We start from the raw sequence: 15,011 nt of genomic DNA on the forward strand, positions 1-15,011 counted from the left end.
ACACCAAGAGAGACGACGATGCTGTACAAGAGATTTCCTTGGCTGACACTCCTGCTCGCTGCAGTCCTGCTCTCCATTGGCTGCTCCGAGGCGGCCGGTCCGAACCTGACACCTGAGGAGGCCTTGACCAAGGCGCAGGCGGGCGAGATCACCCTGATCGACATCCGCACGCCCGGCGAGTGGCGCCAGACCGGCGTCGCGTCCCTGGCCAAACGGGTGGACATGGCCGATCCCAAGGGCCCTTCGGCCTTCCTGACCAAATTGCTCGAGGAGATGGGCGGCGATAAGTCGGCCCCCATCGCGCTGATCTGCCGAACCGGCAACCGCAGCACCTATCTGCAGGAGCAGCTACAATCCATCGGCTTCACCGACGTCTACAACGTGCCCGAGGGCATGGCCGGCAGCAAATCGGGACCGGGCTGGATCCGACGCGGCTTGCCGATCGAATCCTGCTCCAACTGCTGATCCAAAGGACGACCTGAATCCATGCTGATCCACGTCGACGAGGCGACGCGCAAGGCGGCCAAGACGCCGCATGAGCTGGCGATGATCAACCTCATCGTCTTCAATCTGTTGGTCGGCGCGGCCTTGCTGGCCGGCTCCATGGCGCAGCCGGATTCAGTGATCGGACGTTTCAAGTGGGCGGCGGTGGCAGCCCCTTTGCTACTGTCCCTTCTGGTCATCGGCCTGACCTGGCTGCGTGCGTCACGCCCGGGCCAGCGGCCCTGGTTCGTCGCCGCTCATTGGCGGCTCTCCGCGGCGCGCTACAGGCTGCTGCTCGCTGCCTATGTCCTGTCCGGCGCCTTGCTGAGCCTCGGCTGGCTGGGCGGAGCAAGCGAGGCAGAGATCGCGGCACAGGTCCGCGATCTGTCCCCGGCGATGCAAGAGATGCAGCGGCACAAGCTGGAGTCGCAGCACCTCGGCGAGGCGGTTTGGGCGCGCATCGGCGTGGTCCCGCTGCTGATCGCCGTCATGGTGAGCATCATGCTGGAGTCGGGCGCCATCTACCAGGCGGGCCGGGGCGAGATCCCGGACGCCCTAGCCCGGCGCTTCCCTCCGCCGTCCGACCTCGAGCCCATTGAGGAGACCGCGCCTTACTAGCCCAGCTTCAAGCGTCGCGACGGACCGCCTGCACCCAGCTCGCCCAGGCGGCTGATCGCCCCGCTGTTCCCACACCCCAAACAAAACCAACCTGAAGAGGAGTCACCATGTCAAAGCTATCCGCCATGACCGCCGCACTCGTGCTTGCGACGAGCGCAGCTCCGGCCTTCGCCGAGAACCCCAAGGTCGCCATGGACGTCAGTATCGCCGGCGAGCCCGCAGGCACCATCACGCTCGAGCTCTTCGCGGATGTCACGCCCAAGACCGCAGACAACTTCCGGGCGCTCTGCACAGGCGAGAAGGGGGAGGATCTGAGCTATGCCGGCAGCCCCTTCCACCGCATCATCCCAGGCTTCATGATCCAGGGCGGCGACTTCACCAACGGCAATGGCACCGGCGGCAAGTCCATCTATGGCGAGAAATTCGCGGACGAGAACTTCGAGCTCGGGTTCACCGGCCCAGGTCAGCTGGCGATGGCCAACGCGGGCCCCAACACCAACGGCTCGCAGTTCTTCATCACCGTCGCCAAGACCCCTTGGCTGAGCGGCAAGCACGTCGTCTTCGGCAAGGTGGTGGACGGCATGGATGTGGTGAAGACCATGGAGCAGCAGGGCTCGCGGTCCGGCCGCACCCGTTCTGATGTCGTCCTCGAGTCCTGTCGCCAGCTCTAAGCCAGCAGGCTCGCCCGGTGACCGTCGCATGCACCTCGAGCGTGCATGCGGCGCACCGAGAGCGGGCGGCTCGCCGGCTGGCCTGGGCTCACCTGCAAGTTGGGAAGTGGTCCGCAGACGGCATGGGCGATGGGAGCGATGATTCAGTCTGGACACGACCCCTGGCGCGCGCCGCCGGGTCTTGAATTGGCCAACTCCCGGCATGACGTTTGCTGCAACGAGCATGCGTTTCGCCAAAACGAGGACCTCAATCATGCCCTATCGTGACCAAGACCCGACGCAACGCCGCATCGAGCAGCAGACCGCCGGCGCTGACTGGGCCTGCGAGCAGACCGAGCTGCAGCTCCAGCCCTGGGCCGAGCCGAGCCAAGGCGCACATGTCGCCAACCGGTTTGGAAAGTTCGAGCGGCAGATCGAGGCCGACGTGCTGAGAAACCTCAATCCCTTTCTCGGCTGAAGCAATCTCGCACATCCAGCGCGCGCCGGCCTCGAGCGTCGGCGCCCTCTCCAAGCCTGTCGCATCTCCGCGACAGCCGAGCACCCATCTTCCGTCACCGACTCGACCGCGTGACGCGCGGGCAAGACCGCTTACAGCGCAGCGGCCGAGCTAATCAGCCGACTTGACCCGCAAAAAGCGGGCAAAGCGCGGGATGCCGCGCCCGGTACGCCCTTGATAGCGGAAGGTGATCCAGCTACCGAGCGCTGGCGGCGAGCGCCGCTCGGCGTCGCTGAAGCCTGTCCCGATGCGGAAACGAAACCCTTGCTCGTCTTCCACGATCAGCGACCCCAGCATGCCTTGCAACCGGCCCCGACCAGGCACATGACCGACGACGCGCGCCTCGGCATCCAGGTACGACTTGACCTTGAGGAGGTGCGCCGAGCGGCCCGGGCGATAGCTCGCGTCGCCCAGGTGGAGCATGAGCCCCTCTCCCCCGACCTGCTCGATCTCCCGCAGCCGCCTCATGAGGCCGGCATGATCGCGAGCGACCTGCTGCTCGACGGCCGCGAGATAGGCGCTATCGGAGACGGCAATGACACCTTGGAGGGCGGCAAGCCGCGCGGTGAAAGGCGCCCCGAGCACCGGCAGATCGAACACCATGAAGCGGACCTCCCGCCAGTCCTCGGGATCCGGCTCCGAGCGCCTCGCCACACCCGAGACCCGCTCGAAGGACCCTCGGCCCATCCAAAGCTCGCCATCCAGGGGGATGCTAGGGAAACCCGCCGTGAACCAGGCCGGCGCCTGAATGACCTTGCCTCCTCGACTGATGAGGCGCCTGCCGTCCCAGTAGGCGCGCACCCCGTCCAGCTTCTCGCTCATCCAGTAGCCCCTGAGGTCCATCCCCTGCTGATAGACCTCGGCCAGCATGAGGTCAGGCGGCCGAAGGGAATCGCCAGCCCCACTCGTGCTGCCGGAAAGGCTGACGGTCGGGCCGGTCGAGCCCGCCTGCTCGGGACCAGAGGAAACCGCGTCCGCGCCCCCATCCGGCTGGCCATGGGCAAAAGCGCAGGGGCCAGAGAGTGAAGCCAGGACCGCAAGCCAGGAGCACGAAGAGGTTGAGAGGAGTCGCACGCATCGCCTCCGTTCGGTGCATTCGCCAATGCGAAGCCTAGCGGCTGCCACCCAGACCGGCAACCTCGCGTGTACTACCGGATCGGCGCCTGCGGATTCCTTGCGCGCATGCGGCAACCAAGGTCCCGGCGAGCAGCTTGCAGCGAATTGCGCAGATCGGGCCACGGCCCTTGCCTGCCAAGCTGAGAGCCCGCTAAGGCGAATCCTAATCGCCCCTTGATGACAGAGATCCAGATCTGATCCGCACGCCGAGGGCATCGCCCACCTTTGGCCTACCTCTCAATCAGCGCAACGCCTCCCGGTGGGCGAGATCCTCCTCGCGCTGACGCGCCCGCCGCTTGTAGCTCGCCCGGTTCTTGGTACAGACCAGACTGTAGGGCCGCCCGCGCTTGTCCGTCGCAAGATCGAGATCGCAGTCACTCCGACGCACCGTGTGGGCCAGGTGATCGCGCTGCGCCTGGGCCGCCTTGAGCCGCCAGACGGACTCGGTCGGCGACGCGAGAAAGGTGTTGACCATCTGGCAATGCGAGCAGCCGCAGGAGATGTCGGCGGCGCGTCGCCAATCGGCCGGCGGCTCCAAGGGCTCGGCGATGCGGCGCTCCAGATGGCCGAGCACGCGTTGGCGCAGCGCGGCAAAGACGGCGGGCTCCTCGCCCGAGACCGCAGCACGCAGGAGGAGCGCCGCCGGCAGGAGCAAGTCGTCGACGGGATAGACCTGGGGATGCGCGAGCATCTTCGTCAGGGCCTCGCCAGCCAAGGCCGCATCAATGCGCTGGAGCGCCGTCAGCGCATAGACCACCAGCTCAGGCTTAGGCGAATCGACCCGAACGCCATCGACGCGCCAGGCCGCCGGAGGCTCCTTGGGCAAGGCCTCGATCAGCGCCTTCCCCGTGGGCGGGAGCCTGGCGCCGGGCGCTTCCATCTGCTCGCTGCAGCGGGCGAGCAGCTCGGCGCAAGCGGTCGGCCAAAGCGGCCCGTTGTGTCGGACCAGCGCCTCCAGCAGTTGGTCCGCCTCATCGGCCGGCAGCCGGGTGAGGGCCTCGGCAATGGCCGGATTGTCTGCAGGACCATAGGCGCCCCGAGCGCATCGCTCCGCGATGAAGGTTGCGCTGCCGCGAGCATCGCCAAGGCGCCTCAGGGCACCGAGCAGCCCGGCACCCTGGCCGGCGTCGCTGGCATGCCGACGCGTCCAGGCATCGCTCGGCCAGAGGTCGCGAATGCCGACGGCGAGATCCAGCGCCTCGGCGCGGCGCGGGTCATCCGGCGCACTGCCGGCCGCCTCCCACTCCGCAACCAGCCGCTCCAGCATCGGCAAACTCAGGTCGAGTCCGCCCTCGGCCAGCACCCGTCCGCGCCGAGCCCGCGGCCAGAGGACGAGCGCGGCGCGCTGATAGAAGCGCTCGAAGGAGGCGCCCTCGTTGCCGGTCGCTTCCTGGAACTCCGGATCGACATCGTCGAGATCCGCGAAAGCCTCCGGAGGGCTGACCTCCGCCTCGTCGAAGGGTAGCGACCCCATGTCGCTCGCTACCCCGTCAGGCGAGCGCCAGTCGTGAATCACCCGGCGCTCCTCAGTGACCTCGCCGATCTCATAGGCCTCATTGCCCCAGCCTCCGCCCACGTACTCCGCCCAGCCGCTCTCCTCGATGCTGACCAGGGCGAGGTGGAGATCGCAGTCCGCCTCCCGGGCCGCGTCTAGCAGAACAGCGGCCACGGCGGCGTCGGCACCCTTGAGACGCGCAAAGCCGAGCTCGGCCTGGGTATAGGCATGCTCGAGGGGATAGACGAGCTTGGCCGCCCCCTGCGAATCCTGCCCCCAAGCGGCGAGCGTGGTCGCCAGCCGCCGCTGCTCGGGAGCATAGTCCGGCGGCTCCGGCAAAGCGCCGGAGCCAAGACGCACCAGGTTATAGGTCAGCGCTAGGCGGTAGCCGGAGGCGACCGGGAGCACTTCGTGGCGACAATCGGCGTAGAAGGCGGCATAGGCCACCTCGGAGGGCTCGTCGCGCTGCAGATCGAGCCGGACCTCGGCGTCGCGATGGCGCACCATCAGCTCGCCGCCGCTGAAGTCGCAGGGCAGCACCACGACCAGGGTCGCGAACATTCCCGGCGCCTTCTCAGTATCGCGATGGGTGATGAAGAAGCTGCCGGTATCGTAGACCAGCAGCTTGTAGAGCTGGGCCTCGACGGCACCAGCGACGCCGAGGTCACGCGTCACGCGCGTGACGATCTCGCGCAGAGCCTGTTCCCAGCGCCGTCCACCGATGCTCACGCGCGCGGCATCCAGCTGCCAGGTCCGACGGACCGAGGTATCGAGCAGCGTCTCACTGCCCCGGCCGTAGGGCGCCGGGTCGGCCAGCGCGATGAGCTGCTCGGCCTGCACCGGCAGCAGGGGCAGGGCGATCCGGCCGACCCCCGCGACCTCCAGCCGAGGCAGGTGAATGTCTAGTGTCCCCGTCGCATAGAAGGCTCCGGGACGGTGGACGCTCGCGAGCACATCCGCAATGGTCGTTGTCACTGTAGTCACGGTCATGATGAAGGCAGCTCCGAAGACAGGGCCGAGAGAGCGCGATAAGTCGAGTGGAAGGGTGAGCTGAGTAGCGAGACGAGTCGAGTGGCGCGATGAGTCGGTCGGCTCGGACATCGAGAGCGCACACCATTGCAAGCCGCGCCTCAACCGAGGCGACGTCCGAGCGACCCTCTGAGAGACTTGCGGCCAGTTTTGGCCGCACTGAGCTTGCTCAAGTCCCGCCGGAGCGCCAAAGCATTAGTTTAATTGATAGTTAGCCGACTCATTTATCAATGCAGCTAAGACTCGCAACGTGATCGCCGGGGCGCGCAGACGATGGCTCGGGAGAGCGCCGAATGGATGAAGGCAGCAATGACGCATTCGCACTTACCCCCGTAACAGGCTCATTTTAAAATCAAAAACTGGGAGTCCCGTGCAGACCGCTCGAGATCTCCGCGATGCCTGCCGCTTCGAGATCCAGCACGACCCTCACCACAGGGAGCGGCCGTTTCGTGTGCGACGACCTCAGCCTGCGATCGCAACATTGGCGCCTCAGTCCGTTCGAGCTTGCCGAAATCTTGCCCAACCAAGTCATCGCGGTTACGCTCCTCGCCCTAAATCGTCTCAAGCACTTACCCTCGATTGCGCTTGAGACGCTGGAGCTGCAGCGACTGGCATCGCAAATCGCCAGCGCTCGACAGCACCCCTCGGACAAGAGACGTCGCCCCTTCGGGACCAAGCCGCATATGGCGCCGGCCGGTCGGAAGCGGCTCTTGGCCGAAGGCGGCCTGAGCTACTCAAGAGCACGTTGTCGCCCGTCCGGCTGGAGTCAATTCACGCCGGAGGGAGCGCGCTGCGCGAGCCAAGGAGCGCATTGAGACCAGGCAGCCGAGCTAGGGAGCCCAGAGACTGCCCATGTCGTCCCGACCCAGCGGTTGGGGATCCCTACTCCGGGCGGGAAGGATACCGGGCTTAGCCCTCTTCCCGAAGACATTGAGATGGTGGAGTCAAATATTCAATGACCGAAACCGAGCTGTTGCTTGAGAGCCTGAGCCTCATGGCGATTGGCATGGGGATCGTATTCGGCTTCCTACTGATGCTGGTTGGGATCTTGCGCGGCATGTCCGCCTTCGCCCTCAAGATCGCCCCGGCCGAGCCACATCCCGCAGCGGCGCCGGCCGCACTTCACACAGCCGGATCGGAGCCCGACGACCTGGTCGCGGTGATCACGGCGGCCGTCGCGCGCTATCGCCGACACCACTGAGGCCGACAGCTCCACCAGGCCCCGAATTCCATCGACAACGCCCGGCGCCCGCCTTTCGCGGGCACGCCTGGCGTGCTAACGCAAGAATCTGCCATGAATCAGAACACTCCTCTCGGTATCACCGAAGTCGTCCTGCGCGATGCTCACCAATCTATCTTGGCGACGCGCATGCGCATCGAAGACATGCTCCCGATCGCGGAGAAGCTGGATCAAGTCGGCTACTGGTCCATGGAGTCCTGGGGCGGCGCCACCTTCGACGCCTGCATCCGCTTCCTGGGCGAGGATCCCTGGGAGCGCCTGCGCCAGCTCAAGGCAGCCATGCCAAACACGCCGCAGCAAATGCTGCTGCGCGGCCAGAACCTGCTGGGCTATCGTCACTACGCGGACGACGTGGTGGAGAAGTTCGTCGAGCGTGCGGCCGTCAACGGCATCGGCGTCTTCCGCATCTTCGACGCCATGAACGACCTGCGCAATCTCGAGCAAGCCGTCCATGCGGCGCTCGCCACCGACGCCCATGCGCAGGGCACCATGTCCTACACCGTCAGCCCGGTCCACGACGTCCAATACTGGGTGGACATGGGCAAGCGCCTGGAGGACATGGGCTGCCATTCCATCTGCATCAAGGACATGGCGGGTCTGCTCCGCCCCTATGTCGCCGAGGAGCTGGTCACCAAGCTCAAATCCTCATGCTCGATCCCGATCGCCATGCACTGCCACGCCACCACAGGCTTGAGCACGGCGACCGTCGTCAAGGCGGCCGAGGCCGGTGTCGACATGGTGGACACCGCCATCTCGTCCATGAGCATGACCTACGGCCACTCCCCATCCGAGTCGGTCGTCGCCATCATGCAGGGCACGCCGCGCGATACCGGGCTCAACCTGCTGCTGCTCGAAGAGATCGCGGCCTATTTCCGCGAGGTCCGCAAGAAGTACGCACGCTTCGAGGGCTCGCTCAAGGGCGTCGATTCCCGCATCCTGGTCGCGCAAGTCCCGGGCGGCATGCTGACCAACATGGAGAATCAGCTGCGCGAGCAAGGGGCCGAGGACCGGCTCGACGAGGTGCTCGCAGAGATCCCCAAGGTGCGTGAAGAGCTTGGCTTCTTGCCGCTCGTCACGCCAACCTCGCAGATCGTCGGCAGCCAAGCGGTTCTGAACGTCCTCATGGGCGAGCGCTACAAGAGCATCACCAATGAGACGGCCGGCGTGCTCAAGGGCGCCTATGGCGCAACGCCAGCGCCCGTGGATACCGAGCTGCAGTCCCGCGTCCTGCGGCCGGGCGAGGAGCCCATCACCTGCCGCCCGGCGGACGACATCAACCCAGAGATGGACCGCCTGATCGAGGAGCTCGAAGGCATCGCCCGCGAGCGCAAGCTCGAGCTGGGCGACAACGCTATCGACGACGCGCTCATCTACGCCATGTTCCCGCAGGTCGGGCTCAAGTTCCTAGAGAACCGCGGCAGCCCGGACGCCTTCGAGAAGGCCCCTTGGCTGATCGAAGACAAACCAGCCCCCGCCCCGGCCGCGCCCACCGCCGCGCCTGCCGGCGGCCCCGAGCGCTACCACATCGAGGTCAACGGCAAGGGCTACGACGTGATCGTCTCGCCTCAGGGTGCCGTGCAGTCCATCGCGCCTGCCGCGACGGCCGCGCCCGCGGCGGTGCCGGCGGCCCCTGTCCAGGCCACCCTGGTCGAGGCACCGCTCGCCGGCAATATCGTCAAGGTCAACGTCAGCGTCGGTCAGCAGGTCGCCGCGGGCGACGTGGTGGTGGTGCTGGAAGCCATGAAGATGGAGACCGAGGTCCGCGCGCCGTCAGCCGGCAGTGTCACCGAGATCCGGGTCAAGGAAGGCGACGCGGTCACGCTCGGATCGCCGCTGATCGGGCTGGGCTGAGAACATGGATCAGTTCGAGAAGCTCTGGCTATCCATGGGGATCGCCAACCTGGAGTGGGGCCAGGGGCTGATGATGCTCGTTGGCTGCGGGCTCATCTATCTGGCGATCGCCAAGAAGTTCGAGCCGCTCCTCCTGGTTCCCATCGGCTTCGGCGCGCTGCTGAGCAACATCCCGATCGCAGGGATCGGCGGGCCGGACGGCATGATCGGGATGATCTACCATGTCGGCGTCGAGACCGGCATCTTCCCGCTGCTCATCTTCATGGGCGTGGGCGCCCTGACCGACTTTGGCGCCCTGATCGCGCGACCTTCCACGCTCCTGCTCGGTGCTGCCGCCCAATTCGGCATCTTTGCAACCCTGATCGGTGCGGTTGCGCTCAACTTCCTGCCCGGATTCAACTTCACGCTGCAAGACGCCTCCGCCATCGCCATCATCGGCGGCGCGGACGGCCCGACGGCCATCTTCCTCGCGTCCCGACTGGCGCCCGACCTGCTCGGCGCCATCGCCGTCGCCGCCTACTCCTACATGGCGCTGGTGCCCATCATTCAGCCGCCGATCATGCGGGCGCTGACGACCAAGGAAGAGCGCGCCGTCGTCATGCAGCAGCTGCGGCCGGTGTCGCGGCTCGAGCGTATCCTCTTCCCCCTCGTGGTGCTCATCCTCTGCGCCCTGCTGCTGCCGTCCGCGGCGCCGCTGATCGGCATGCTGATGTTCGGCAACCTGCTGCGCGAGGCCGGTGTGGTCGAGCGCCTGAGCCGTGCCGCACAGAACGAGATCATCAACATCGTGACCATCATGCTTGGGCTGGCCGTCGGCTCCAAGCTGTCGGCGGACAAGTTTTTGGCAATGGAGACCCTGGGCATCCTGCTCCTCGGCGCGCTGGCCTTCTGCATCGGCACGGCCACGGGCGTCATCATGGGCAAGATCATGCACCGTGCGACAGGCGGCAAGATCAACCCGCTCATCGGCGCGGCCGGCGTCTCCGCCGTGCCAATGGCCGCGCGCGTTGTCAACAAGGTCGGGCTCGAGGAAGACCACCACAACTTCCTGCTGATGCACGCCATGGGACCAAATGTCGCCGGCGTCCTGGGCTCCGCCGTCGCGGCGGGTATCCTGCTCGCGCTCGTCGGCAACTAGCCCCGCCAGGCTCGCGGCGCGCCAGCTTCCGCATGCTGGCACGCCGCCCCGCCGCCCCGCCGCCTGACGTCGCGAGCAAACCATCGCCAGTCAGGCGTCGACTGGCTCGCCGTCCCTCCATCCGTCGCCTTGATCCGCGAAGGCCGTCAAAGTACCCATTGCCCGATCGGCCGCAAAATGTCCCCTGGACGCATCAGTGGGGAGCGCCAAGCCGAATGCGCAAACGAGACTTCGAGCTCCTGGGCCTGCTCGCAGCCCTGACACTGGGCTGCATCTCATGTGCCCAGCCGTCACGACCCAGCCCATTCTCGGTGGAGCGCTTGGAAGCCGAGGAGCATGAGGCGGCACAAACCCCTTACCCAGTGCAGGAAACGACCCGCGAGATCCTCGAGCGCACGAATGCGCTTCGTCACCTGCAGGGACTGCAATCGCTGACGAGGGACACCAGGCTCATGGCAGCTGCGGCAGACTTCGCCGCTTTCATGGCCCGGACGGACCAATATGGGCACGAAGCCGACGGAAGGACGCCAGCGGAACGTGCCAAGCGCGAGGGATACGACTACTGCCTCCTCGCCGAGAACATCGCCTACTCTGGGTCGGCATCGGCCCCTCCCCCAAGTCAGGCCGCCCAGCGGCTCGTGGATGGCTGGCGCAGCTCGCCCGGTCATCGCAAGAACATGCTCGACCCGGACCTCACGGATGTCGGGATTGGCGTGGCGAGAAGCCCTGAGAGCGGCCGCCTCTATGCCGTACAGGTCTTCGGACAGCCCAAGTCGAGACGCCGCCTGTTGCGGATCACAAACGCCTCGGACGCGCCGGTCGAATACGCGCTCGGCGAACGACGCTACCCGCTTCCAGCCGGCTATACCCGGACCCACCAGATCTGCCGCGCTCGCCCCTTGCGCCTGGACGGCAAGCAAGGCGGACTGAACTTGCATCGCGACGGCGGCGGCCGTTTTATCGTCTCCGCAGCGAGCGTGGAGGCACCCACGCTCGTCGCGCGATGAGGCTTGAAAGCGCTGTCAGCGGCCAGCTCAACGCTCTGGGCATCAGCCAATGGGCGAGCGGCCGGTCGAGCAGAAGCTCAGGTGAAAATCCGATTTTCCTCACCCATCGGGTGAAGACCCTGCATCGGCCAACCGCCCGCCATTCCGTGCGTGCTTTGCGCCCGTGCGGCCCCAATTCCCTTCGTTGTCGCTCAGATTATTCCGCAAGACCTTCTGGGACTCTAGCCTGCCGATTCTGCCACGGCCGCTCCTGAGACTCGGGAGCCCTGAAGCCCTCGGCGTTACACAAGAGCGGTGGAAGTGTGCCAAGCAAGATTGGTCGCCGGACGTTTACCTGCGTCCTTAGTGAAACCCTGACGTCTGGATCACGCGGAAAGCGGTCAAATGGCCTTGATCGTCAGTTGGACCGGTAGGGTGGACGAGCGCGAGAGACTGTGAAGAAATTCTGCGATCTTCGCGGTGCGCTTGGATTACTCTCACAGTCTCGAGAGCGAAGTCCACCGAATCCCGCGCCGGCGTCGTGGGCTGCGCTGCGCTTGCTCAACCTCTGCGGGAGGCCGGGCCAATCGATGATCGACATCGGTCAAATCAGCCTGAGGCTCTGGTGTCTGGAGAGCGCGGTTTGGGATCGCTTTTGCCCGCTAATTAGGCATTCAGTTCTTCGTCATTACGAGAAACCGTGGTCCCCAGTTTCGCAGTCCGCAGTTTCGTCCCCGGTTTCGTTCTTTACATCTCGGCACACGGAATGCGGTCGAGAGAGCGGGGAAAGGAGCCCGGATCTAAAGTCGCCTCGCCGTCGCTCGTACCCCTTAGCGACGACCGCAGGCTGAGATCGCCTTTGGCCTCCGTCGTACCGCTCATTCAAGCCATGATCGAGCCTCTGAGGCAATCCGACAGGCATCTCGCTCCGCCATCAATAATGCATATCGACCTGCACACCCAACAGTTTCTCCTCCGCTGCGCGATCCCCAAGGGCAAGCACTGTGTTCGCTGTGATCATTGCCCGCTCTTCCTCCGTGAGGTAGTCCGCCATTCCCTCGATCTGGTCTTCATTGAGGGTGGCGATATACTGGCAGCCGCGGCGAGCGGTGATATCACGAGCGATGCGGAAGGCCTCTGCCCGTTGGCGCGGATCCATGTCGCTGAAGAGGCGACTGTCGTGAAAGACGAGGTTGATGTGGTGGTTACGACCTGCGGTGAGCAGGGTTAGGTCGTAGCAGAAAATGCGGGCCTCGTTGATGCCGTCCGAGGCGTCGTTCTCGATACGGACCTCGAAGTTGAAGCGAACCTGGTTCTCTCCGTCGTTGTTGCGCAGTGTCAGACCTGCGGGGGAATCCGGATAGAGCCGACGACTCAGGCCCTTGAAGACACCATTGACCTCATCCAGCCGCGGGTGGATCTGGGCAAGGTACGCGTTAGTCCGCAGAACCTCTTGCTGCATCGCACCCTTGGTCGTCGCCAGTTCGTCGCTCCAGCGCCGACCTAAGGCCCGATAATCGTCGAGCTTCTGGGCCTTGGCCTTAAGGCTAGCGATCTCGTTTCCTATCGCGACGAAGTAATCCAGTGCGCGGCTGCGACCGAGAAAGGCAGTCTTCTCGTTCAGCGCATCGTTGAGCGCGCGAATCGATTGCTCCTTGTTGGCGAACTCGCGCTCCAAGCGCCGGCGCTCCTGGGACAGCCGAGTGACCCGATTGTCGACCAGGTGGCGGTGGAACTCCTGGACCTCCTCCAAACGTCGCAGGGTTTCCGGGCGAAACGCCGACCCGAGTTCTCGGTAGGCGGTCTCGATGCGATCCGGGGTGATGTCTGGACGGACCTTCAGACTCTTGTCGATGTTGTCTATTGCATTCCGCAGGATGACGGCGCGATTCCTTAGCGCTTGCAGCTCGATGCCAAGGTCGTTTGCCTCTTTCTCTACCTGGTAGTAGTCGTCGGCTACCTCGAAGGAACGCTGGTTTGCTTCCAACTGCGTAATGCGCTCTTGGAGGAACGAAAGCTCGATCTCCACGTCCTTGTTAGCCGTGTAGAATTCCCTGAGCACGGGATCATTCTTGAGACTCTTATTCGAATCCTGAATACGCTTCAGCCGCTGATTGAGGCGAGCCTTTTCGGCAACGAGGTCAACATCGAGCCCGAGCAGAAAGATGTTCCGAATCAGTTTCTCATACGGCGAGTGATCGCTGCTCGTATGCTCTGCTTCGACATAGTCCGCCTTGCCGCGGCGCAGAAACTTGTAGAGCAGAGGACGAAAGCTCAATCCGTCTACGCCCGAGGGCAGGTCGAAGGCAAGGCAAGCAAGGTGTTCACGAAGATCCTTGAGCTTCATCTCCTGCCCATCGAAAACTACGATGTTCTGACGGCTCGTGTTACGCGAGATGCGGTGGTTGTTGCCTCTGTTCTCGAACCTGAGGCTGAACTCCCAATCGGGGATGGCCTCCTGGAAGGCATTGACCTTGTTGGAGCCGAGGCAAAAGTGGATCAGCGCGATTGCGAGCGATTTGCCGACCCCGTTGTAGGTCTTGTCGCTGTCCCCGTCCTCCTTTTGCGATCTCCCGCCGACGATCAGACTCAGTCCGTCAGGATTGAATCGCACCGGCCGAAAGGATGCACGATCCGCTGTTAGTTCGATAAGGCGCATCGTTCCAGTCGTCCATCGCGATTCAGGGCGACGGCCCCGACGGCGAACAGGATATCCACGGAAAGCACGAGGTTGTCGAATGTGTGCGTGGCTGGAAATGCGCCACCTTGCATCTTGGAATGCACCTCCTTCCAGAGTGTATCGATACTTTTTGGGGCATCGAGTGTCTCTAGAACGAGGGCGCCCAGCCCGAGCAGGGACTCGGCGAAGCGTATGTGTTTATCCGGCAGGACCATCTCAGGTCTCGGGATCCTCGAAGATGTCACATGACTCGAAGAAAACTGCCATGATTGCCAGGGCAGCCTCTTGGAGCTCCTTTCGCTTCCTGCGGTTCTGCGTCTGCGGTGTGATTCTGGCGAGAATTTCCAGGAAGCGCTGATCCGGAATCGTCACCTCGTCGATCTTGCCGCCCCCGGAAAGCTCGACCTCCAGAACGTCAAGATAGTGCCCGTTGAGGGTATCGCGAACGGCCTGACGAGCGAATTCGCTGTTGGCGGCGAAATACTCCTCGACGGCCCCGGAATGGTAGGACGCAGCATTCAGCAGACCGCCGGCAGCATCCAAGCCGTTGAACCGTATCTTTTCGCTGAAATCCGGTGCATGGAGTTTGCCCGCTCGAACGAGGTCGAGCGGATTCTCCAGCACATGCCGGATGACCTCTCCAAGCACCGAATAATCGAGCAAGGGATCGGATTCCGGGTCTGGAATGAAGCCGATAATCGATACGATTGCATCATCGCTCAGCGAGAAGAACTCCTCTTCCAGGTGTCTTGTGAGGAACGGCTCACAGCACTCAAGGCCATATTGCTGGCGGATTCGCTCCATCGCTTCGTGGATGCTCGGAAACACCGCCCCCGACAGGCGATCATTGAGCACGAAGTAGAACTCTCGGATACCGCTGGGAAAGATCCCTGCCCAGTGATGATGAAGTCCCTCGAAATCCTGCTCCAGTTTGTCGAGCGCATCCTGCTCTCGCCTACGCAGGTCTTCCGGCGCGTAGACTTGATAATACCGGCCAGCAAGAGGCTCGAATCCATCATTCTTGCGGTCACCAAGTCTCCCCTGGGGTTTGACCTGTCGGAATCCAGATCGCGAAGCCAACATGATTTCCGTGAAAAGCTGCTCGAATTCGCTGCCGGATGCCTTCAGAATCGGGTGCAACCTGCCGAGCGCGCCCGATCTGCGTACACGAAGTTGTGATCTTTGACCTGGGTGAGTTGGCAGGAGAG

13 protein-coding genes are annotated in these 15,011 nt (G+C 64.2%); 8 read left to right on the top strand and 5 right to left on the bottom strand.

Annotated elements, in window-relative coordinates; genetic code table 11:
• The first annotated feature begins 18 nt into the window (after window positions 1–18).
• The 4 genes from G3446_RS15740 to G3446_RS15755 all read left to right on the top strand — a co-directional run bounded on the left by G3446_RS15740 (window position 19) and on the right by G3446_RS15755 (window position 2,229).
• Window positions 19–465 carry a rhodanese-like domain-containing protein gene (locus tag G3446_RS15740; protein ID WP_164453784.1) on the top strand — a complete coding sequence of 149 codons (447 nt, stop codon included), beginning with the start codon at window positions 19–21 and terminating at the stop codon, window positions 463–465.
• A 21-nt stretch (window positions 466–486) separates the two neighbouring features.
• The gene (locus G3446_RS15745; protein ID WP_164453785.1) at window positions 487–1,101 is read left to right on the top strand and encodes a hypothetical protein; all 615 of its coding nucleotides are present in this window, start codon (window positions 487–489) and stop codon (window positions 1,099–1,101) included.
• Between the two features lie 107 nt (window positions 1,102–1,208).
• Window positions 1,209–1,772 carry a peptidylprolyl isomerase gene (locus G3446_RS15750; protein WP_164453786.1) on the top strand — a complete coding sequence of 188 codons (564 nt, stop codon included), beginning with the start codon at window positions 1,209–1,211 and terminating at the stop codon, window positions 1,770–1,772.
• Between the two features lie 253 nt (window positions 1,773–2,025).
• Window positions 2,026–2,229 (top strand): hypothetical protein, encoded by a 204-nt coding sequence (locus G3446_RS15755; protein WP_164453787.1) that lies wholly within the window; start codon window positions 2,026–2,028, stop codon window positions 2,227–2,229.
• A gap of 150 nt (window positions 2,230–2,379) precedes the next feature.
• Here G3446_RS15755 and G3446_RS15760 read toward each other — a convergent pair whose 3' ends face one another.
• On the bottom strand, window positions 2,380–3,342 hold the full coding sequence (locus G3446_RS15760; RefSeq protein WP_342450133.1) for a DNA ligase: 963 nt from the start codon (window positions 3,340–3,342) through the stop codon (window positions 2,380–2,382).
• A gap of 283 nt (window positions 3,343–3,625) precedes the next feature.
• On the bottom strand, window positions 3,626–5,869 hold the full coding sequence (locus G3446_RS15765; protein ID WP_209262458.1) for a 2OG-Fe(II) oxygenase: 2,244 nt from the start codon (window positions 5,867–5,869) through the stop codon (window positions 3,626–3,628).
• Window positions 5,870–6,863: 994 nt separating this feature from the next.
• Here G3446_RS15765 and G3446_RS15770 point away from each other — a divergent pair.
• The 4 genes from G3446_RS15770 (at window position 6,864) to G3446_RS15785 (ending at window position 11,144) form a co-directional block, all read left to right on the top strand.
• Complete coding sequence (locus G3446_RS15770) at window positions 6,864–7,109, top strand: OadG family protein (protein ID WP_164453789.1); 246 nt, start codon at window positions 6,864–6,866, stop codon at window positions 7,107–7,109.
• A gap of 93 nt (window positions 7,110–7,202) precedes the next feature.
• Window positions 7,203–8,999, top strand: coding sequence for a sodium-extruding oxaloacetate decarboxylase subunit alpha (oadA, locus tag G3446_RS15775; RefSeq protein WP_164453790.1), 1,797 nt, complete (start codon window positions 7,203–7,205; stop codon window positions 8,997–8,999).
• A 4-nt stretch (window positions 9,000–9,003) separates the two neighbouring features.
• Window positions 9,004–10,137, top strand: coding sequence for a sodium ion-translocating decarboxylase subunit beta (locus G3446_RS15780; protein WP_164453791.1), 1,134 nt, complete (start codon window positions 9,004–9,006; stop codon window positions 10,135–10,137).
• A gap of 215 nt (window positions 10,138–10,352) precedes the next feature.
• Window positions 10,353–11,144, top strand: a complete 792-nt coding sequence (locus G3446_RS15785) for a CAP domain-containing protein (RefSeq protein WP_164453792.1) — start codon at window positions 10,353–10,355, stop codon at window positions 11,142–11,144.
• Window positions 11,145–12,057: 913 nt separating this feature from the next.
• Here G3446_RS15785 and G3446_RS15790 read toward each other — a convergent pair.
• The 3 genes from G3446_RS15790 to G3446_RS15800 form a co-directional block, all read right to left on the bottom strand.
• Window positions 12,058–13,782, bottom strand: coding sequence for a DUF2326 domain-containing protein (locus tag G3446_RS15790; RefSeq protein WP_164453793.1), 1,725 nt, complete (start codon window positions 13,780–13,782; stop codon window positions 12,058–12,060).
• On the bottom strand, window positions 13,764–14,018 hold the full coding sequence (locus G3446_RS15795) for an ABC-three component system middle component 6 (RefSeq protein WP_164453794.1): 255 nt from the start codon (window positions 14,016–14,018) through the stop codon (window positions 13,764–13,766). The genes G3446_RS15790 and G3446_RS15795 overlap by 19 nt, the downstream gene beginning before the upstream one ends.
• Before the next feature lies 1 nt (window position 14,019).
• The coding region (locus G3446_RS15800) for an ABC-three component system protein (RefSeq protein WP_209262459.1) at window positions 14,020–15,011 on the bottom strand (992 nt) is incomplete at its 5' end.

The sequence above is a fragment of the Thiorhodococcus minor genome, assembly GCF_010820565.1.
GTDB classification, from domain to species: domain Bacteria; phylum Pseudomonadota; class Gammaproteobacteria; order Chromatiales; family Chromatiaceae; genus Thiorhodococcus; species Thiorhodococcus minor.

Excerpts from the sequence above, each read along its gene's own strand:
- G3446_RS15740 (WP_164453784.1), top strand. The coding sequence starts at position 19 with ATGCTGTACAAGAGATTTCCTTGGCTGACACTCCTGCTCGCTGCAGTC.
- G3446_RS15745 (WP_164453785.1), top strand. The coding sequence starts at position 487 with ATGCTGATCCACGTCGACGAGGCGACGCGCAAGGCGGCCAAGACGCCG.
- G3446_RS15750 (WP_164453786.1), top strand. The coding sequence starts at position 1,209 with ATGTCAAAGCTATCCGCCATGACCGCCGCACTCGTGCTTGCGACGAGC.
- G3446_RS15755 (WP_164453787.1), top strand. The coding sequence starts at position 2,026 with ATGCCCTATCGTGACCAAGACCCGACGCAACGCCGCATCGAGCAGCAG.
- G3446_RS15765 (WP_209262458.1), bottom strand. The coding sequence starts at position 5,869 with ATGACCGTGACTACAGTGACAACGACCATTGCGGATGTGCTCGCGAGC.
- G3446_RS15770 (WP_164453789.1), top strand. The coding sequence starts at position 6,864 with ATGACCGAAACCGAGCTGTTGCTTGAGAGCCTGAGCCTCATGGCGATT.
- oadA (WP_164453790.1), top strand. The coding sequence starts at position 7,203 with ATGAATCAGAACACTCCTCTCGGTATCACCGAAGTCGTCCTGCGCGAT.
- G3446_RS15780 (WP_164453791.1), top strand. The coding sequence starts at position 9,004 with ATGGATCAGTTCGAGAAGCTCTGGCTATCCATGGGGATCGCCAACCTG.
- G3446_RS15785 (WP_164453792.1), top strand. The coding sequence starts at position 10,353 with ATGCGCAAACGAGACTTCGAGCTCCTGGGCCTGCTCGCAGCCCTGACA.
- G3446_RS15790 (WP_164453793.1), bottom strand. The coding sequence starts at position 13,782 with ATGCGCCTTATCGAACTAACAGCGGATCGTGCATCCTTTCGGCCGGTG.
- G3446_RS15795 (WP_164453794.1), bottom strand. The coding sequence starts at position 14,018 with ATGGTCCTGCCGGATAAACACATACGCTTCGCCGAGTCCCTGCTCGGG.